This window comes from Streptomyces sp. NPDC050264 (assembly GCF_040655895.1).
Classification (GTDB): domain Bacteria; phylum Actinomycetota; class Actinomycetes; order Streptomycetales; family Streptomycetaceae; genus Streptomyces.
On record NZ_JBFAKV010000012.1, the window covers coordinates 93904 to 112554 of the forward strand.

The 18651-nt window shown below is 70.5% G+C and carries 18 protein-coding genes and 2 pseudogenes; 8 read left to right on the forward strand and 12 right to left on the reverse strand.

Annotation, left to right across the window (positions count from 1 at the left end; translation table 11 throughout):
• Positions 1–11 precede the first annotated feature (11 nt).
• Positions 12–236 (reverse strand): prolyl oligopeptidase family serine peptidase, encoded by a 225-nt coding sequence (locus AB0J02_RS22660; RefSeq protein ID WP_363195541.1) that lies wholly within the window; start codon positions 234–236, stop codon positions 12–14.
• Entirely contained in the window at positions 236–802 is a 567-nt protein-coding gene (locus tag AB0J02_RS22665; protein ID WP_363195542.1) for an alpha/beta fold hydrolase, read from the reverse strand. The genes AB0J02_RS22660 and AB0J02_RS22665 overlap by 1 nt, the downstream gene beginning before the upstream one ends.
• A 575-nt stretch (positions 803–1377) precedes the next feature.
• Here AB0J02_RS22665 and AB0J02_RS22670 point away from each other — a divergent pair.
• The 3 genes from AB0J02_RS22670 (at position 1378) to AB0J02_RS22680 (ending at position 4365) form a co-directional block, all read left to right on the forward strand.
• Complete coding sequence (locus AB0J02_RS22670) at positions 1378–2061, forward strand: DUF3159 domain-containing protein (RefSeq protein WP_363195543.1); 684 nt, start codon at positions 1378–1380, stop codon at positions 2059–2061.
• A gap of 208 nt (positions 2062–2269) precedes the next feature.
• Positions 2270–3514 (forward strand): peptide synthetase, encoded by a 1245-nt coding sequence (locus AB0J02_RS22675; protein ID WP_363195544.1) that lies wholly within the window; start codon positions 2270–2272, stop codon positions 3512–3514.
• 140 nt (positions 3515–3654) lie between these two features.
• Positions 3655–4365 carry a TetR family transcriptional regulator gene (locus tag AB0J02_RS22680; RefSeq protein ID WP_363195545.1) on the forward strand — a complete coding sequence of 237 codons (711 nt, stop codon included), beginning with the start codon at positions 3655–3657 and terminating at the stop codon, positions 4363–4365.
• Between the two features lie 85 nt (positions 4366–4450).
• On the opposite strand, the gene AB0J02_RS22685 is transcribed toward AB0J02_RS22680, so the two are convergent.
• Both AB0J02_RS22685 and AB0J02_RS22690 read right to left on the reverse strand, forming a co-directional pair.
• Positions 4451–5104 carry a hypothetical protein gene (locus AB0J02_RS22685; protein WP_363195546.1) on the reverse strand — a complete coding sequence of 218 codons (654 nt, stop codon included), beginning with the start codon at positions 5102–5104 and terminating at the stop codon, positions 4451–4453.
• Positions 5101–6618: pseudogene (locus tag AB0J02_RS22690) on the reverse strand (alpha/beta hydrolase). Before AB0J02_RS22690 ends, AB0J02_RS22685 begins: the two are co-directional and overlap by 4 nt.
• 384 nt (positions 6619–7002) lie before the next feature.
• On the opposite strand from AB0J02_RS22690, the gene AB0J02_RS22695 reads away from it, so the two are divergent.
• Positions 7003–8187: a histidine kinase gene (locus AB0J02_RS22695; RefSeq protein WP_363195547.1), complete on the forward strand. Its 1185-nt coding sequence runs from the start codon at positions 7003–7005 to the stop codon at positions 8185–8187.
• On the forward strand, positions 8188–8865 hold the full coding sequence (locus AB0J02_RS22700; protein WP_363195548.1) for a response regulator transcription factor: 678 nt from the start codon (positions 8188–8190) through the stop codon (positions 8863–8865).
• A 75-nt stretch (positions 8866–8940) separates the two neighbouring features.
• Here AB0J02_RS22700 and AB0J02_RS22705 read toward each other — a convergent pair whose 3' ends face one another.
• The 4 genes from AB0J02_RS22705 to AB0J02_RS22720 all read right to left on the reverse strand — a co-directional run bounded on the left by AB0J02_RS22705 (position 8941) and on the right by AB0J02_RS22720 (position 12422).
• Positions 8941–9567: an ATP-binding protein gene (locus AB0J02_RS22705; RefSeq protein ID WP_363195549.1), complete on the reverse strand. Its 627-nt coding sequence runs from the start codon at positions 9565–9567 to the stop codon at positions 8941–8943.
• A 327-nt stretch (positions 9568–9894) separates the two neighbouring features.
• Positions 9895–10635: an FAD:protein FMN transferase gene (locus tag AB0J02_RS22710; RefSeq protein ID WP_363195550.1), complete on the reverse strand. Its 741-nt coding sequence runs from the start codon at positions 10633–10635 to the stop codon at positions 9895–9897.
• Position 10636: 1 nt separating this feature from the next.
• Positions 10637–11065 carry an FMN-binding protein gene (locus AB0J02_RS22715; RefSeq protein WP_363195551.1) on the reverse strand — a complete coding sequence of 143 codons (429 nt, stop codon included), beginning with the start codon at positions 11063–11065 and terminating at the stop codon, positions 10637–10639.
• Between the two features lie 19 nt (positions 11066–11084).
• Complete coding sequence (locus AB0J02_RS22720; RefSeq protein ID WP_363195552.1) at positions 11085–12422, reverse strand: ferredoxin reductase family protein; 1338 nt, start codon at positions 12420–12422, stop codon at positions 11085–11087.
• A 160-nt stretch (positions 12423–12582) separates the two neighbouring features.
• On the opposite strand from AB0J02_RS22720, the gene AB0J02_RS22725 reads away from it, so the two are divergent.
• Together AB0J02_RS22725 and AB0J02_RS22730 are read left to right on the forward strand one after the other, a co-directional pair.
• The gene (locus AB0J02_RS22725; protein ID WP_363195553.1) at positions 12583–13287 is read left to right on the forward strand and encodes a response regulator transcription factor; all 705 of its coding nucleotides are present in this window, start codon (positions 12583–12585) and stop codon (positions 13285–13287) included.
• A gap of 41 nt (positions 13288–13328) precedes the next feature.
• Entirely contained in the window at positions 13329–14795 is a 1467-nt protein-coding gene (locus tag AB0J02_RS22730; protein WP_363195659.1) for a HAMP domain-containing sensor histidine kinase, read from the forward strand.
• A gap of 135 nt (positions 14796–14930) precedes the next feature.
• Here AB0J02_RS22730 and AB0J02_RS22735 read toward each other — a convergent pair whose 3' ends face one another.
• The 3 genes and pseudogenes from AB0J02_RS22735 to AB0J02_RS22745 form a co-directional block, all read right to left on the reverse strand.
• The gene (locus tag AB0J02_RS22735) at positions 14931–15830 is read right to left on the reverse strand and encodes a hypothetical protein (RefSeq protein WP_363195554.1); all 900 of its coding nucleotides are present in this window, start codon (positions 15828–15830) and stop codon (positions 14931–14933) included.
• Positions 15827–16834, reverse strand: a complete 1008-nt coding sequence (locus tag AB0J02_RS22740; protein WP_363195555.1) for an SPFH domain-containing protein — start codon at positions 16832–16834, stop codon at positions 15827–15829. The genes AB0J02_RS22735 and AB0J02_RS22740 overlap by 4 nt, the downstream gene beginning before the upstream one ends.
• Before the next feature lie 297 nt (positions 16835–17131).
• Positions 17132–17290: pseudogene (locus tag AB0J02_RS22745) on the reverse strand (lipase); the annotation flags it as partial.
• A 12-nt stretch (positions 17291–17302) separates the two neighbouring features.
• Here AB0J02_RS22745 and AB0J02_RS22750 point away from each other — a divergent pair.
• Positions 17303–17455, forward strand: a complete 153-nt coding sequence (locus AB0J02_RS22750) for a helix-turn-helix domain-containing protein (protein WP_363195556.1) — start codon at positions 17303–17305, stop codon at positions 17453–17455.
• Between the two features lie 293 nt (positions 17456–17748).
• Here AB0J02_RS22750 and AB0J02_RS22755 read toward each other — a convergent pair whose 3' ends face one another.
• Positions 17749–18543 carry an ATP-grasp domain-containing protein gene (locus AB0J02_RS22755; protein WP_363195557.1) on the reverse strand — a complete coding sequence of 265 codons (795 nt, stop codon included), beginning with the start codon at positions 18541–18543 and terminating at the stop codon, positions 17749–17751.
• Positions 18544–18651 lie beyond the last annotated feature (108 nt).

The following is an 18651-nucleotide window of genomic DNA, read 5'->3' on the forward strand; positions in this document are numbered from 1 at the left end:
GGTGCGGGGTTTCATGACTTGTCGGCCTCGAAGTGGGTTGCGAAGCCCAGGTGTTCGGCCAGGAAGCGCTCCGCCGACGTGTAGAGGGCGATCACGTTCTGCGGGTTCTCGATGGCGTGGCCCTCGTCCTTCATGACGGTGTACTCGACGGGGACGCCTCGTGCGCGCAGGGCCTCGACGAGTTGGCCGGACTCGGCGAGGACGACGCGGGCGTCGTTGGCGCCGTGCACCACCATCAGCGGTGTCCGGATCCGGTCGACGCGGCTGATCGGCGAGCGGCCGGCATGTCGGCCTCCTGCTCCGGGTCGGCCGGGTCACCGACGTACGTGAACCAGTTGTGGGCGAGCATCGGTTTGACGAACTCGGGCTGGCTGCGCATGAAGTTGGCCAGGTCCGAGATGCCGACGACGTCGATCGCGGCGGCGAAGACGTCCGGGGTGAAGGTGACGCCGACCAGTGACGCGTAACCGCCGTAGGAGCCGCCCATGATCGCCACGCGCTCCGGGTCGGCGTACCCCTGGTCGACCGCCCACCGCGCGGCGTCGATGAGGTCGTCGTGCATCTTGCCCGCGAACTCCCCGATACCGGCCTTGGCGTAGCCGGTGGAGCCCCGGAAGTCGACCTGCAGCACCGCACGGCCGCGGTTGGCGAAGAGCTGCGCGGCGGGGTGATACCCCCAGCTGTCCCGGCTCCAGGGGCCGCCGTGGACGAACAGCACGAGCGGCAGCCGGGACGGCTCGACACCGACCGGCAGCGTCAGGTGCGAGGGCAGTGTCAGACCGTCGCGGGAGGTGATCGACACCGGTCGCATCGGGGCGAGGGACTCGGGGTCCAGGTGCGGCTTCGCCCGGTGGAGCAGGCGGCTTTCGCCGGGCGTCCCCCGGCGCGTCGACGCTTTCGATCCAGACGTTCATGCGGTTCTTCCACAGCGCCAGGTACGCCATTTTCCTGCCGTCCGGCGAGAGCGTCGCCTTCGCGCGGGTCGGCGGCTCGAAGAACTCCTCGACGGAGATGGTCGCTGGCAATGCCATGTCGTTCCTTCCTGTGGTCAGCACCCGGTGTCACAAAGAGGCGAGGTCAAGCACCCTTGTGTCACTTAATGACATTGTCACTAAGTGACACAAGGGTACAAGTGGGCCCTCGCCCAACTTCCGGCCGCCGAGGCGGCATTGCGATGTCGCGATTGAGGCCCACGGTTCGGAGTAGGAGAAGCGCGAGCGCCTCGAGCGAGAGGGCGGACGGTCCGGCGAATGTCACTTAGTGACTCACGTCACACCGCGAGGGGTGGCCATGCGTGTCACTTAATGTCAAGCTAGCACTTAGTGACTCGGTGACATTGCATCTCGCCCCCAGACGAACTCGGGAGAACTGACCACCATGAAGACCAAGAGCTTCCTGGAGACAGAGTCCGACACGCAGGCGGAGCAGACGGCGCCACGACAGCAGCCTTCGGTCCTCGACCAGGCCGGAGGCACCAAGGGGATCGTCTACTCGGCGCTGCCCGTGGTGGCATTCGTCGTCGCCAACAGCGTCGGCGGACTGCGGGTGGCGGTCATCACCGCCCTTGCCGTCGCGGTAGCCATCGGCGTGGAGCGCCTGGTGCGCAAGGAGTCGGTGCAGCCCGCGATCGGCGGCGTGTTCGGCGTCGCGATCGCCGCCGGCCTCGTCTGGTTCACCGGCTCCGCCAAGGACTACTTCCTCATCGGTATCTGGGCGAGCCTGGCCGGCGCCGTCCTCTTCCTTCTCTCCGTCCTGGCGCGGTGGCCTCTGGCCGGCGTGATCTGGAACGCGGCCACCGGCAAGGGCACCATCTGGCGCGCGGACAAGCGCTCGCGGCTCTACTACGACGTCGCCACCCTGGTGCTGGCCGCCGTCTTCGGCGCCCGGTTCGCCGTCCAGCAGTACTTCTACGCGACCGACCAGGTCGGCTCGCTGGGCTTCGCCAAGATCGCCATGGGCTTCCCGCTGCTCGCGCTGGCCCTCGTGGTGGTCGCCTGGGCCGCCCGGCGCTCGAACAAGCGGCTCGTGGCCATCGGCCTGCTGCCCGCCAAGCGCGCCTGACCTCCGCGGTGTGTGCCGTCCCCGCCTGGCAGGCGGCGACGGCACATACCCCTCGGGCACACCGGCCCCGGTGATGGATGACCGTCCTCCACGCAGGAGGGCACTGCGATCCGCTGCTACGTGTTCGTGCGCACCGACATCAGATTGGCCCCGGTGCACGGGACCGACGACGACGCCCGCTCCTCCCCCGGAAAGAAGGGAAGACGTAGTGACCACGAGCCGAGAAGGAGTCGTTCGACCACTGGGCGGTTTCGAGCGGACCATCGACTTCTACATGCGCCAGAACCCCCTGCAGTTCTCCCTGGTCGCAGAAATCGACCGGCCCGTACCGGAGGCCGAGTTGACCGCGGCGCTGGCGAAGCTGCGGCTACGGCACCCGCTGCTCGCGGTGACGGTGGACCGCGCCGCGCCCGAGGCCGTGTACCGGTGGACCGACCGCGTGAGCCCGGTGACGACGCTGCCCGAGAGCACGCCCTGGCAGGCCGTCGTGGCCGCCGAGCAGACCCGGCCGATCCCTTCGGCCCCAGGGCCTCTGGTGCGCGCCGCCCTTCTGCCGCGGGGCCGGCGGTGCGACATCGTGCTCACGTTCGCCCACCAGATCACCGACGGGGTGGGCGGGTTGCGGGCGATGCTGGACCTGGTGGCGGCCTTGGACGGCGAGGAGCAGGTGCCCGGTGGTGTCCCCGAGGCGCAGGAAGCCCTCCTCGCCCGCGTCATCACGCCGCCCGGCACCGTGGTCGCCGCCGCGCAACCCGACGATCCGCGCATGAGCGCGACCGGTGAACTCGCCGCGTTCTCGGGGCACTTGCCGCACCTTCAGGCTCTGGCGCTGGACCAGGAGCTGACGACCCGACTCGTCCACCGCTGCCGCCGGGAGAGCGCCTCGGTGCACGCCGCGCTCTGCGCCGCCGCCGCGGTGGTGTTCCACCGGCGTGGCCGGGAGTTCGTACGGGTGCTGACTCCGGTGGACCTGCGCCGGGCCTGCGACCTGCCCGACGAGGTGGTCAACCGCTTTGTCGGGGCCCGGACTTCGAGCGAGGCGCACGAGGCCGACGACTTCTGGAAGCTCGCCCGTAGCACCCGCGAGTCGCTCATGCGCCAGCGCGCCCCGCACGTCCTCCAGGCCGGTGCTGCCCAGCTGACGGAACACGCCCCCGCGAGCGGGCCGGAGGCCGAGGCGATGATGGCCGCCGCCACCGCGGCCGACATCCAGATCACCAACCTCGGCGTGGCAGAACCGCGTCGGCACGGTGCGGGCACGCTCACCGCCCTGTGGGGCCCGGCGCAGATCACCCAGCTGCGCGGGGAGCACGTGCTCGGCGTCGTCACCGTCGGCGGGCGGCTGCGGATGACGGAGCTCACGCACGAGCCCGTCGCCGGTCTTGTCGGAGACATCGGCGCTGTGCTGGCCGAAGCCTGTGCCGAGCCGGAGGCCGGCGCGGAACGGGCCTGAACGCAAGGCCACCCTCGGCCGCTCGACGGCACTCGCTGTACCGGTCACCTGCCGGCCAGCCGCCCCGCGCGGCCACCGGGCGTCACTTAACGTCAATATGACACTGGCGTACTGGGAGGGAACGAGCGGAGGTGACCGGCATGGCGACGGGCAAGCCTGGCGGAAACGGAATGAGCGAGCAGCGGCGTCACCGGCTGCGCCTGGAGATCTCCCGGGAGGCATCCCGTCTGTTCTGGGAACACGGCGTGGACGCCACCAGCGGCGACCGGATCGCCGAGGCGGTGGGCCTGTCCACCCGCACCATCTGGCGCCACTTCCGCAGCAAGGAAAGCTGCGCCGAACCCATCGTGACGCAAGGCGTGGAATGGGAGATGAGCGCGCTGCGAAGCTGGCCGCGCCACCTCTCCCTTGAGGATCATCTCGCTGCCGAGGTCGTTCGGTACGAGAACGCCTCTGATGCCGTGGAACACGCCGACGCCTTGCTCGCGATCAAGATGATCCGGCTGGCGGACCACGAGCCGTCGATCCGGACAGCCTGGCTCATGGCCTGTGACCACGTGAAGCACCAACTGACCGTGGTCATCGCGAAGCGGTTGGGACACCCGGCCGACGGCCTCACGGTGCGGCTGCACGGGGCAGCGGCCTCCGCCGCCTTGCGGGTCGTCAACGAGGAGCTCGGTGCCGCCGCACTGCACGGAGTCGTTCCCGTGGACTTCGAAGGCGACGTGATCCGACGCATGGCTCGGGCCGTGCGCGATGCCACCGGAGGCGCGATCGGTGACGCGGTCGCCCCCGCCGTGGCGGAACGCCCGCAAAGGCTCTGCCCAACCGCCCACATGACAGACGGCTGACGCGCAGGCCGACCCATGAACAGCCTCGCCCACAGGCCGGATGGCGCCGTTGTCGGTGCGCTCGGCAGGGCGGGCAGGGGCGGGGTCATCCCGGCCCGCCGTCGAGCAGCCAGTTGAAGCGCAGGCGCAGTGCCCGTTCCGTGCTGGCCACCAGGGTGGCCAGGGTGATTGCGACGTTGCCCCACGCCGGCAGGTCGAGGGCGGCGGTGAAGGTGCCGGTGTGCCGAGCGACGCCTTCGGACTTGGTGAGCTGTTCGAGGAGTTGCGGGATGAGGATGAGCAACGAGGCGAGCAGCACGCACACCGAGAAGAAACGGATCGCCCGGCTCAGGGCGGGATGCGCGTGCTCGATGCGCGCGCGGCGCCCTTCGGCGGAGGCGGGGTCCGGGACGAGTTGGTGCTCCGGGCCTTTGTCAGTGACGTAGTGGCAGCGCCTGAAGCCGAACCCGCTCATCCGCACCTCGATGGTCCCGCCCGGTACGGGGAAGACCGCGGGGAGCTTGGACTCGGCGTGCAGCCTGCCGTCACGGTACAGATGGGCCTTGACGTTGCCGGACGACTGGTTCATCCAATGCCTGACGTCCACGGTGTAGACCGCCTGCCCGCCACCGCCGGTCGCCAGCCGGAGGTGGAACAGGCCGCGGAACATCAGCTGCCACCAGCGGAAACGCATCAGCGGTCGCCCGTCCCCGGGTTGGACACGCCGCACGGCCCGACGGTGCCGCCACTCCTTGATCATGCTTGGCGCCCCGGTCGCTTGCCCGGCTCGGCCGTGCACGCGCGGTCCTCGGCCGGGCGCTTGCCGGTGGTCAGGAACGCTGTCGTGGTGTCGTTGGCGCAGGTGTTGCCGCCGAAGGGATAGACACCGTGGCCGCCCTGGTCGACCGTCACCATGGTGGCCCGTTCACCCAACGCCCGCCGTAGCTTCCGGGCTCCGGCCAGCGGCGTACCCGGGTCGCGCTGGTTCTGGACCATGAGTACGTTCGACGGACCCTGATCGGTGATCCGCACCGGCGGCTCCATTCACTTGCGCGGCCAGAACGCGCAGGGCGTGATGTTTCCGGTGGACCCGCCCAGCATGGGGTACCTGAGCCGGTCGAGTGCGGCAGCGCGCTGGTAGTCCTGAACGCTCCCCGGCCAGCGGGAATCGGCACAGATGACGTAGTGGCGGCCGGCCAGAAGGTTCTCGATGGCCCCCTGTGGCGGGCCGCCCGGCAGAGGCTCGCCGCGGGCGAGGGCGCGCCAGGTCTTCGCCAGCGTAGGCAGATTCGCATCCACGAAGAGGTATTCCAGGGTGATGCCGCGGAAGAGCGAACCGTCGATGCCGCCGACCGGCTCGGCGTCCAGCCGCTCGGCGATCCGGTCGAACTCCGCGGTCACCTGCCGGGGCGTGGCGCCCAGCCCGTATTCGGGGTGCTTGGCCGCGAACGCCGCGAAGTCCGGGAAACGGTCCCCCATCCCCCGGGCCAGCGACCGGAACGCGGTGACGTCGTAGCCACCCGGGCCGAGGTTGCTGTCGAGCACGATCCGGTCACCGCGCCGGGGGAACATCGTCGCGTAGACAGCGCCGAGCGAGGAGCCGTACGAGCTACCGAAGTACGAGAGCTTGGACTCACCCAAGGCCCTGCGCATCCGGTCCATGTCGCGCGCTGTGTTCGCGGTGGTGGTGTGCGGCAGCATCCACGCGCTCCGCGAGGTGGCGCACTGCCGGGCGACCGTCCGCGCAGAGGCCGCCTCGCGCGTGACGTCGGCCGCGGTGTGCGCGTAGGGAGGGATGTTGCCGCGTTGTTGCTGTTTCGGCGTCAGGTCGCAGGTCACCGGAGCGCTGCGGCCCACGCCGCGCGGGTCGAAGCCGATCACGTCGTAGGAGTCGAGCACCTTCTTCGGCAGCCTGGCACCCGCGAGAACGGCCGGATACGTGAGCCCAGGTGATCCGGGACCGCCCGGATTCGTCAGCAGCACGCCCCGGCGCTGCGAAGGCTCCTTGCTCGCCAGCTTGGAGACCGCGATCTCGATCTTCCGGCCGTCCGGCTGCCGGTAGTCCAGCGGAACCTTGAGTGTGGCGCACTTCAGACTGGAGCCGGTGTCGCCCTTCTGCGCGTCGGACTTCTGGGTGCACGGGCCCCAGCGCAGGGAGTCCGTCTCGGAGGCCGTGGTCGCCGAGGACGCCGAGGAGGCCGAGGAACAGGCCGCCGTGGTCGTGGCGACCACGGTGGCGGCAAGGGCGAGGGACAAGGTTGTCCTCCTGCGCATCTGATGTCCTCTCTGTGGGGCGCGCGAGGGCCCCGGTGGAGCGGTTGGGGGATGGGCCGTTCCGCGGGTGGCCGGGCCGCGCGGCGCCCGTTGGTTCGTGTGCGCGGAGTGGGCCGGCACCGGCGATTTCGCGGGGCACGAGCGGAGGTGCGCCGATGGCCGGACCGTCTCCGCCAGTTGGTATCAGCGGCTCCTCGCGGATCCTCTTCCCGGCCCGCTGATTTCGCCCTGGCACGACTGTCTCCCGTCGGAGGGCACCGTGGCGTCGTTCCCACGGGCTGAACCGTCTTCGACCGCGGGTGAGACCGTGGTTCGACTCCGGTCGGGGGTGTCTCAGCCTCTGGTCTGACGTGCCGGGGGGTGTTCGCCCGCGACAATGAAGCGGTGAAAACAGACCTCGCGCCACGCCTCGCGGGACGTCAGCAGGTCTGGCGACTGGCCGCGGCTGCTGCCGTCGGCGTACCGGTCTGGCTCGCCACCGGTGTGCTGTTGCATCACGGACAGATGACCGGGCCTGATTCCTGGTTCCGCGTCGGTGATCCGCTGGTGGCTCTCGGCTGTCTGACCGTGCTGTGGTGGCGGCGGCGGTTCCCCCTGACCGTCGCCCTGGCGGTCACGCTTGCCGCGACTGTCTCGGCGCTCGCCACCGGCGCCGCGCTGCTGGCCCTGGTTTCACTCTCCGCGCGGCGCCGGCCGGTGGAGATCGGGGCCGCCGTGCTGGTATCCGTCACCGCGCCGCAGCTCGTCCCCACGCCTTACTGGGTCCTCAGCCCGCCGGGCATGTGGTGGGTCCAGCTCATGTTCCCGGCGCTGGCCGGGGGGATCGCGGTGGCCGTGGGCATGGCCACCGGCGCGCGGCGCGCCGAGTTGCGGTCCCTGCAGAAGCAGGCGGAGAGCGCGGAACGCGAACGGTCCGCCGGCGCGGCACAGGCGCGGGCGACGGAGCGCAACCGGATCGCCCGCGAGATGCATGACGTGCTCGCCCACCGGATCTCCCTGGTCGCCATGCAGGCCGCGGTGCTGGATCATCGCGGCGACCTCACTGCCGAGGACAGCAGTGTGCTGGTCCGCGGCATCGCCGAGAGTTCCCACCTGGCACTTGAGGAACTCCGCGACGTCCTTGGCGTACTCCGGGCAGACCCGGAGCAGACAGAGGCATCCCAGCCTTCCCTCGACCGCGTCCCCGAACTGGTCACCGAAGCCCGCTCGTCCGGGCTGGATGTCACGCTCACCAACTCCGTGGCGGAAACGCCCCCGGAATCCGTCGGGCGTACCTGCTACCGAATCGTCCAGGAAGGACTGACCAACGCCGCCAAGCACGCCCCGGGGGCCCGCGTACGCCTCACTCTCGAAGGAGGTCCGGGCCGTGCACTCGGTATCAGCGTCCACAACTCCGCGGCCACCGCGACACCTCCGGGAGCACCGGCATCGGGATTCGGCCTGCTCGGCCTCTCGGAACGCATCACCCTGGTGGGTGGGGAACTCGCTCATCACCCCACGACCGGGAACGGATACCTCCTGACCGCGCGATTGCCCTGGCCTCAGCCGCGCCACGAAAAGAGCACCTGAGTGAGAAGCCGACGGGAGCCGGTGCGTGTCGTCATCGTCGACGATGAACAACTCGTACGGATGGCGCTACGGCTCATCATCGACGCAGAGCCCGATCTGACCGTCGTGGCCGAGGCCGCCGACGGGGACGCCGCGATCACCGCGGTGGACGAGCAGCGACCGGACATCGTGCTGATGGACATTCGGATGCCCCGCCGTGACGGTCTCAGCGCGACCCGCGAACTCCTCAGCCGACCGGCACCTCCTCGGGTGCTCATGCTGACCACGTTCGACTCCGACGGGCTGGTACTGGGTGCACTGCGCGCCGGGGCGCTCGGGTTCGTCCTCAAAGACACCCCGCCGACACACATGCTCGACGCGGTACGAACCGTCGCGGACGGCACACCCGTACTCTCCCCCGCGGCCATGACACGGGTGATCGCCGCGGCCACCGCGACGGACTCTCCCCACACCCACGACTCCTCCCGCCAAATCGCACGGGCGAAAATGACCGCACTGACCCAGCGGGAACACGAGACCGCCCGCGCCATCGCAGAGGGCCTGGACAACCGGGACATCGCACAACGCCTCGACATCGGCGTCGCCACGGTCAAGGCACACATCAGCAGCCTTTACGCCAAGCTGGACGTCCGCAACCGGGTACAGATCGCTCTCTTGGTACTCACCGCGCAACCCTGAGTGGTGGTGCCTGATAGCTGATCTCGTGGTGGGCCGAAGCGAGTCGACGGGCGCCGCACGGCTGGTCTTGAGGCTTCAGGTGGTGCGGCAGTCATCGATGGCGACAGAGAGGTGCGGCCATTGCCCAGTCAGCCGCGCCAGTTCGTCGGTGGTTGTATTCCCCTGGGTGTGCAGTGACCTGTCCGGCTGGAAGTGGACGGTGGTTCCCGTCGCAGGGCCGTCGGGGATCGGGGCCAAGTCAGTTGTGGGTACACCATGTTCGTACCGTTGAGTCCAGGACCCGTTGTGGCGGCGGTTGGTGTGGACCAGCCAGGTGCTGAGAGCGGCGACGACGGACATGCCCCGGCGGCGGTGCTCGTCAGGCAGTAGTAGACCCTTGGCGCCGTCGAAGAAGCGGAGGTCCTTCGTCGCCATGATCGGCTTCTTCACGGCTTCCCCATGCTCGTCGAAGCGAGTGTCGGTGCCCCGTCCGTCATCGGTGACTGCCAGGGAACCGTCTGGACGGAGCGTGATGCGGCAGTGTCCGCCGCCGCTGCGTTCAGCCTCGTCGGCCGCGTAGGCGACGACTTCCAGGATCAGGTGTCGGACACCGCCGGGGGCGTAGATCGCTGCACACCGGCGGATGAACGCAAGATGGGCATGGTCGATCGTGCTCGCCCAGTCATGCGTCGTATTGCGCCAGCCGTCCCTTGGTCCGTCCATCCAAGAAGTATGCAGATCAGGGCACCAGCAAGGGCGCCCCAGGTCAGAAGATCCCGCCCAATCGGCCCGCTCAGACGGGCACTTCAGCCGGATGCGTAGGCTCAGCAACCGGCGCCGGTGGACCAGTCAGCAGCGCAAGCAGCGGCTCAGGCACCGGCGGCCACTCCCCCGCCGACCGCCACGGACCGCGCGCCCAGCTCTCCGCGCTCGCGGAGGTCAAGGCCCAAGGGCTCCTCGGGGACGAGGAGTTCGCGGCGGACAAGGCCCGGAATCTCAGCTACTGAACACGCGCTGATCCGGTGAAGGTGCCGTCGGCTCGCGGTGAGGTCAGGGGACGGAAGCGGGCTCCGTGAGGGACGGGAAGCCGCCCGTCCGCAGCACCAGTCCCCCGGCATCCACCGCGAACACCTCGCAGCCCGTCAGGGACGCGGCCCACTCGATGCCTTCGGCGCCCATCGCGAACGCCGCGGTGGCTACCGAGTCCGCCTCGGTGAGGGTCGCGGCCACGACCGTCATGCTGAGCAACTCCGTCGCCGGGCGCCCGGTACGGCCGTCGATGATGTGGTCGCCGCGCTCGTAGCGGGCGGAGGTGGCGACCGCGCTGTCGGTCAACTCCAGTACGGTGCACAGCTTGTCGGCGTGTTCGGGGTGCCGTACCCCTACCCGCCAGGGCCCGCCGGAGGTGACGACGTCTCCGCCGGCGTTGAGGCAGAACCGCCGCGCGCCGGCCGCCCGCAGCAGCTGGGCGGCTCGCTGCACCGACCAGCCCTTGACCACCGCGCAGGGGTCGAGCCCACGCCCCGGCAGCCGTACGTCGAACGCGCCGCCCGTGGCGAGGCGGTAGTGCTCACACAGGTCGAGCACCTCCACGAGCTCCTCGCTCAGCTCGTGCGGCTCCAGCTCGCCGCGGGCGTAGCGCGACACCTCGCTGCCGGGCTTGAAGGGGCTGAACCGTTCGTCGACCTCGCGCAGCCAGGCGAAGGCCGCGTCCACGGCGTGGTCCGGTACGTCCTCGTCGTCGATGCGCAGCGAGACGGGGAACCCCATGATGTGCTCGACGCGTCGCACGTCAGGCACCCTTCGCGTCCAGGGCGGCCTGCAGGGATTCCGCGTAGGCGTCGCTGGTGATCGTCGCTCCGGTGACCGTGTCGACGTCGGCGTTCTGTGCCTTCAATGTCTGCGCGACCAGCTTCGGGACGGCCGCCGTCGTCTGCGGGTGGTTGGGCTGCTGGAGCAGCTTCACGGCGGTGATCTCGTCGTCCTCGAGGGTCACCTGGACCTGCACCGGGCCCTTTTCCGTCGTCACGGTCGGCCCGGTGACCACCTGCGACGACGAGGAACCCGCGGGGGCGGAGTCGGAGGCGGACGCGGAGGGGGCCGGGGTCGGCTCCGCGGCGGCTGTCGTGCCGCCGACGGAGGGCTCGTAGCGCCAGACGGAGATCAGTCCGACGAGGCTGAAGGCGACGACAGGTATCGCTCTGGGTATGGCTCGCTTCACGATGTCTTCCTCGTCTTCCTCAGCCGGCCAGGCTGAAGCGCTCGAAGTGGGTCTGCTGCTTGGGCACGCCGAGGTCGCCCAGTGTGCGCAGCACGGCGTTCATCATCGGTGGCGGCCCGCACAGGAAGACGTCCCGGTCGGCGATGTCCGGTACAAGGCGGGCCAGCTCGCGCGGCGCCAGCCGGTCGGGTACCGGCGGCCCGGTCACCAGGTGCAGCTCGGCTCCCTTGGCGAACGCGAGGTCGCGCAGCTCGTCGTAGAGGACAGCGTCGCGCTCCGAGGCGACCCGGTAGATGACGACCGTGTGGCCGTCGAGGTCCTCCAGGAGCGCGCGGATCGGGGTGACGCCGACGCCACCCGCGATGAGCAGCGACTCGGTCCGCGTGCGGTGCAGGGTGGTGAAGGCACCGTAGGGGCCCTCGGCGAACACGCGGGTGCCGACCTTCAGTTGACGCAGGGCCGCGCTGCCCTCGCCGGCCGCTTTCACGGTCAGGCGCAGGCCCCGGCCGTCGGGGGCGGCGGAGAGGGAGAAGGGGTTGGCCTGCCACCAGCGGTCCTTGGTCAGGAACCGCCAGAGGAAGAACTGGCCGGCCTGGGCGGGCAGCTTGTCGAGGTCGCGGCCGGTGATGTGGATGGAGACGACGTGGTCGGACTCGGGGACGACCGCGGCGACCCGGAACCGGTGGCGCGTGTTGCGCCACAGCGGCAGGACGACGCGCCCGAGGAGTACCGCGCCCAGGGCGACGGCCCACACCCCGTACCAGTACGCCGTCGCGGCGGTCGACGAGGTGAAGGTCGTACCGACGGCGACCTGGTGTGTGAAGGCGAGCACCACGGCCACGTAGGCGTACAGGTGGATGAAGTGCCAGGTCTCGTAGGCGAGACGGCGGCGGGCGTAGCGGGCGGAGACGGCGCCGATGACGAGGATGAGGCCGAGCGCGACGATCGCGCGCAGCACACCCTCCGTCGTCTCGGCGAGGTCGACGATCTCGGCGATGGGGCCGACGCCCGTGCCGTCGGCGTAGCCGAAGGCGATGAAGACGACGTGCGTGAGCAGGGTCCACAGCAGGGCGAAACCGGTCCAGCGGTGCCAGCTGGTCAGCCGGTCCATGCCGATGCGACGGTCGAGCCAGGGCAGCCGGGCCACCAGGACCAGCTGGAAGGCCATGACCAGCGCGCCGCACAGGCCGGCGAGGCGGCCGATGACGATCAGGGCGTTGGAGGCGAAGCCCGCCTGGGCGAAGAAGTAGGCGACCACGGCCGCGTTGGCGGCGAGCACCGCGTAAAGGCCCGTGCGGGCCACCACCCTGGGGCGTGTCGCCGTGGGGGGCGCAGAGGGTGATTGGACGGTCGTCACGGGACGGCAGCTCCTTGTGGTGGGGACGTGGGGGCAACTCCGAGCTTGGCTGGCGAAAGCTGTCGGGAACCTGTCGGACAGCTGACAAGTCCTTATCAATGAGCCTGCTGTGTGAGCTGGGGCCTACGGTCCGGCCTGCCGTGTGACGCACTATGGGCGGGTGGAAAAAGTTCGCCTCCTGGTCGTCGACGACGACCCTCCGATTGCCGATCTCGTCGCGACCGTCGCCCGCTACGAGGGCTGGGACGCCGTCACCGCGAACTCCGGTGAGGAGGCGCTCGGCCTTGCCGCCGAGTTTCACCCGGACATCGTGGTGCTCGACCTGATGTTGCCGGGGGTGGACGGCTTCGGTGTCCTGGACCGGCTGCGCCGCTCGGGCACGATGGTGCCCGTGGTCTTCCTCACCGCGCGGGACGGCGTCGCCGACCGGGTGGCGGGGCTGACCCGGGGCGGTGACGACTACCTGGTCAAGCCGTTCGCGGTCGAGGAGCTGATGGCACGCCTGCGCACCGTGCTGCGGCGCAGCGCCGGGCCGAACTTCCAGCGGTCGGTGCTGCGGGTGGGCGACCTGTCGATGGACGAGGACACCCACGAGGTACGTCACGGCGAGCGGTCTCTCACCCTCACACCCACCGAGTACGAGGTGCTGCGCTTCCTGATGCGCAAGTCTCCGACCGTGATGACCAAGACGCAGATCCTCGACCATGTGTGGGAGTACGGCTTCGGTGGACGCTCGAACGTCGTGGAGCTCGTCGTCAGCCGGCTGCGCCGCAAGCTCGACGTCTCCTCCGACACCGCCACGGCCACGCCGCTGATCCAGACGGTGCGCGGCTTCGGCTACGTCATACGGCAGGCGAGCCAGTGAAGCGAAGCGCCCGAGGCGTGTGGGGGCGACGGGGGCGGCGACTGCTCGGCAGGCTGCACCTGGCGTACCGGCGGCTGCGGCTCGGCACCCGCCTCGCGCTGGGACTCGGGGCGCTGGCGCTGGTGGTGTTCGCCGTCGTCGGCACGGCCCTGACCACGTACATGCGGGACTATCTGACGCACCAGCTCGACGACCAGCTCGGGCTCGCCCAGGTCGCCCAGTCCAAGAGCATCGCCGAGAACGGCACGCTCCAGGGCAAGAAGTACTACCGCTGGTACTACGCCGTGTACGACGTCTCGGGCCGCGACGCCGAGCTGCGCTCGCCCGAGGACGCCGGCGACCTGCCCCGGGACATCACTCCCCTCACCTCCCTGGCGAAGAGGCAAATCTCCGGCGACACCGAGGTGCTGCGCACCGTGCACCTCACGGGCACGGGCGAGTACCGGCTGCGCGCCTGCGCGGTGAAACCGGGTGTGGTGCTGGTCAGCGCGGCTCCGACGCACGACATCGACGACACGGTACGGCGACTGATCGGGGTCCAGGTCGTCGCGTTCGCCCTGGCGCTCGCGGTACTCGTGGAGTTCGGTCGGCGGATGCTGCGCCGAGGTCTGAATCCCCTCAGCGACATGGCGCACACCGCCCACGGCATCGCCTCGCACGACCTCACCGAGTCGGCGGCCCGGCTGCCGATCCGCGCCGACAAGCGCGGCGGCGGCCCGGAGGTCGAGGAACTGCGCACGGCCTTCAACACGATGCTGGAACACATCGACGACTCGCTCGCGGTCCGCGCGCGGGCCGAGCAACGCCTGCGCCGCTTCGTCGCCGACGCCTCGCACGAGTTGCGTACACCGCTCATGTCCGTACGGGGCTACGCCGACCTCTTCCAGTACGCCGCCGCCAACGCCCCCGAGGAACGCGACAAGCACCTGGCGCGACTGCGCGCCGAGGCCGCCCGTATGGGAGTGCTCCTGGACGATCTGCTGCTGCTCGCACGCCTGGACGCGGCCGAGGTGGACGCACCGCTCAGGCTGCGGGAGACGGAACTCGTGGAGCTGGTCGAGGACGCGGCCGCCGCCTTCCGGGCCGGCCATCCCGACCGCCCGCTCACGGTCACGGTTCCCTCGCAACCGGGCCCGCTCGAACTGCCCCTGGACCCGGATCGCGTCCGCCAGGTGCTGGACAACCTCCTCGCCAACGCGGCCGTACACACCCCGGCCGGGACGCCGGTGTCGGTGGAAGTCGCCCGGGAGCGGGACACGGCAGTCGTACGCATCGAGGATGCCGGGCCCGGCATCCCGCCCACCGACCGGGAAAAGGTCTTCGACCGCTTCTACCGCGTCGACAAGGCCCGCACGCGCGACCGCGGCGGCAGCGGCCTCGGCCTGTCGGTCGCCCGCTCCCTGGCCCGCGCCCACGGCGGCACGATCACCCTCGACGCCCGCCCGGGGTCTACGGTGTTCAGGGTGATACTGCCGCTGCCGTCGGCGGAGGGTCCGGCGGACCGGTGATCGTGAGGTCGAATCGTGGCCCGAGATCGCGCAGCACGACCGACACCAGTCCCGCTCCGGCTCACTGCCCTGTCCCACGCGGCTTCACTTTCGACGTCTGCGGAATTGCTCAACAGGCTCTGCCCACCGGCGTGTTCATCCCATGAGCCGCAGCTTTGTGGGGCACAGACCGAAGCGGATCGTCTGCCCCCAGGTCAGCTCGATCACGTCGTTCTCCATGCCGTCTCCGAAGGCCACGAGCCGCTCGGACTCCGCAGTCACCGACAGCCGCGTGCCGGCCGTGAGTTCGCCCGCGTTCATGTGTGTCCCCGTGGCGGGCGACGGCCACGCCTCCCGTACGAACCAGGCGAGCCGGTCGTCCGTCGGCTCCGGCAGCCGCAGCTGTGTCGCGCGCTCCTGCCACACCGACCGCAACCAGCCGGTAGCGCCCGTCCCCGTGCCGATCAGCACCCCGGACGAGGCCTGGGCCTCGACGGCACCCCTGTCGCCGTCGAGGCCCAGGCGGTAGCGGGCGGTGCGGTGGCCCGCCGCGCCGACGTAGATCTCGTTGAGCGCCACCAGGCGCTGGGTGTCGTCGGTGACGGCCTCGACCATGGTCAGCTCGTGCACACCGCCCGACGGGGAGAAGGCGGTGGGCAGCAGCCGGGCCACTTCGTCGGGGCGGTGGCGCACCAGGACGCCCGGGTTGCGGCCGGGGTCGGCGTCGACGCCGAGCACCGGCTGGGCCCCGACGTACTGCGCGACGTTGGCCACGAGTCCGTCCTGCCCGACCACCACCACGACGTCCTCGGGACCGAACAGGAACCGGTCCAGATCGGCCCGCTCCACCTGCGCGCGCCGCCAGTTCAGCGGCACCGCGGCCGACACCTGCGCGAGCGCACGCCGGGCCAGGTGGTGCCGCTCGACGACCTCGGTGATGGACCGGCCGCGCGAGGAAAGGAAGAAGGCGGCCTGCCCGTGAGTGCCGTGCCGGGCGACCAGTTCCTCGTACTCCGTGGTGCGATGGACCAGGACGGCGCGGGGCGCGAGGCTCATGCCTGCGGTTCCTGTGCTCCGAGCCGCGCGAGCAGTCCGGTCAGCACGTCCGGGGAGACGGTCACGCTGTCGATGCGAGGCAGGTTCTCGGCGAGGCGGGTGCCGGTGAGGGCGTGCAGGGTCGCCACGTCGACATCGCCGTGCACCCGCAGCCAGGCCGCCTGTGCGTGGGCCCTGGCCTCGCCGACCTCGCGGGCACTCTCGGCCTCGGCCCGGGCGAGCCGGACGGCCCGGTCGGCCTCCGCGCCGACCCGCACCGCGTCGGCGGCCGCCTTCTCCTCCGCCTCGCGCCTGCTGTTGGCGCCGCGCTGCTCGACCAACTGCTCCTCGCGCCGGGCCAGTTCGATCTGGCTGCCCAGCTCGTTCTCGGCGATGGCGCGCTCGCGCTCCACGGCGACCGCGCGCCGCTCATAGGTGGCCCGGTCCGCCTCCTGCTGGATGAGCTCCCGGGCCGGGGTGCGCAGCGCGCGCTCCACCTCCGGCTCGGGACGCACCGCCATCACGCGGACAGCCACGATCTCGATTCCGGTGGCGGGCAGCCGCGGCTCCTCGCCCAGTCCCTCAGTGACGCGCTCGCGCACCGCCGGTACGCCGTTGGCGAGGGCCGCGGCCAGCGGGGTACGGGCGAGCACCTCAAGGGCGTGCTGCTGGGCGCTTTCGGTGAGGAGCGTGGCGAGTTGCTCCAGAGGGGCGCCGCGCCACACTCCCGTGTCGGGGTCGACGGAGAAGTCGAGCCGCTCGGCCGCGACGGCGGGGTCGGCGATCCGGTACGTGACCGTGGCCTGGACGGCGACGTCCTGGAAGTCGGCGGTGCGGGCGTGGAAGGTCATGGCCAACTCCCGGTCGTCCACGGGCACTTCCGACAGCGCGGCCGTCAGGGGCCGGAACCAGAAGCTCAGCCCCGAGCCGTCGTGGGTGAGCTGTCCCGAGCGGTGGTGCCGTACGTGGGATGTGGGCGCTGCCCGCAGATGACGCCAGCCGAAGCGTTTGGTGATGTCGGCCATGGAGAAACCCTCCTCTATTTGAGTCATTCTGACTTTAAATAGAGGAGGGCCTTGTCGTCAAGGGGACGACAAGGAGATCACGTATCACGCGAGCCGTGTGACGTCCCGCCGCGGCCTGGGCCTCCAGCAGGCCAAGGGCGACTGCTGCCTGCGGAACCTTCACGCGGATCGCGCCAGCCGGGCCGACCCGCGGATTCACAGGAGCTGCAGACCGTAATCGCGGCACACAGGCTTGAAGTCGGCCGGCCCGTCCGCCAGAGCGTTCATGGTGATCTGCAGCGTCGGATCATCGTTGAAGAGCCCCATGTGCCCGGCGCGGTCGGTCGGGCAGACGTCCTGCAGCAGTACGTTGTTGACGTCGCCACCCTTGAGTGCCTGGGTGGCGTACGGCGTCACGACGGTGTCGTACTTCGTCATCACGAGCGTGTACCGCGGCCCGTCCGGGACGGTGTCGCCAAGGAGCTGTGCGTGCACCCCAACACGATCGATTACCGGCTGCGCCGTGCCGCCGAGATCGCGGGTCTCGACGTCACGACAGGGCCGGACGCGCTCCGGGTCCGGGCCGCGATCAGCGCGCTCGACGCGGCCGAGGCGCTGGAGCGCGGCCCGGCCGGGTTCTAGGTGTATTGACCCGCAGGGTTGTCGACACGGCTGATCGGTGGGTGGCCCGGCGGCGTTCGGCGCGTGCTCTCGGCGGGCCGGGCGTCACCGGGCAGAGGGGAGTTTGAAGACAGGCCGTAGCGGCGGGGCGTTCCCGTCGCCCTCGGGAGCGAGATGAAGACGGCGAGCGCCCACAGGGAGACGAGCAGCCGAAGACCACGCCCATCGCCGAGCAGGCCGAGCGGCTCCTGACAGGTCCGTGCTGACCGTCGACGACGCGAAGGACTGCGGCCGCTGCACCACGACCGGGCCGCTCAGCCGACCGGGTGAGGTGACGCGCGGAGGAATCGCGCGTCCCGGTGGCCGACGGAGTCCACCGGACAGGCCGCTCGCAGCACCACGTCGAGCACGGCGTGCCGATCGCTCGCGTAATGGCCGCTCGCCCAGGCCGCGTTGGCCTCCACGACCGCCCACTCACCGTCGCCGTCGAGCCGTCCCACGTCGACGACCACCGCGCTCGGCAGCTCCGCCACAGGCAGCCTCGCCGCGAACGCCAGGACCTCGCCGCGCAGCGGGTCGTCGTCGAGCGGCGCCACGTCCAGGGTTCCCCTCCGCGCGTACCGGCTCGCGGTACGCACCTCCCCGTCGAGCAGGAACAGCCGGTACTCCACGTCGAACGCCACGATGTCGCTGACCAGCACGGGTGTGGTGTCGTCGACCGCGTCCGGGCCAGGCAGCCGACTGCCGTCCGGGTAGACACGGGCCGGGAAGCTCTTGTCGTTCGGCGGCTTCACGAACGCCGGACGACGCAGACCGCGCGCCTCGGCCACGGTCGTCAACTCCACTCCCCTACTGGTGAGTTCGCGCGGCAGCCCGGCCAGCCAGCCGGCTCCCGCCTCCAGAAGCCCGAGCCCCAGCTCGTGGGAGACCGCGTCCGCGAAGAGCGGCCCCGCGTACAGGGACGCCCCCGGATGCCGGTGCCAGGCGGGAGGCGTGCGCGACGTCGCAAGCGTCTCGACCTGCAGTCCGCGCTGCCGGGCCGCGCCTGCCAGATCCCGGCCGGTGGCCGTGAGGCGGGGCGAGAGGAAAAGGGTGCGGGGCGTGCTCATGAGGTTCAGGATGGCCCGGGAGAAGACTGCGGGGCCAGCAGGTTTCCGCCCGCGCAGCCGAGGCGGTCTGCTGATCCGGCCCGCGGCAGCTGGGATCTTGTCCAGCAG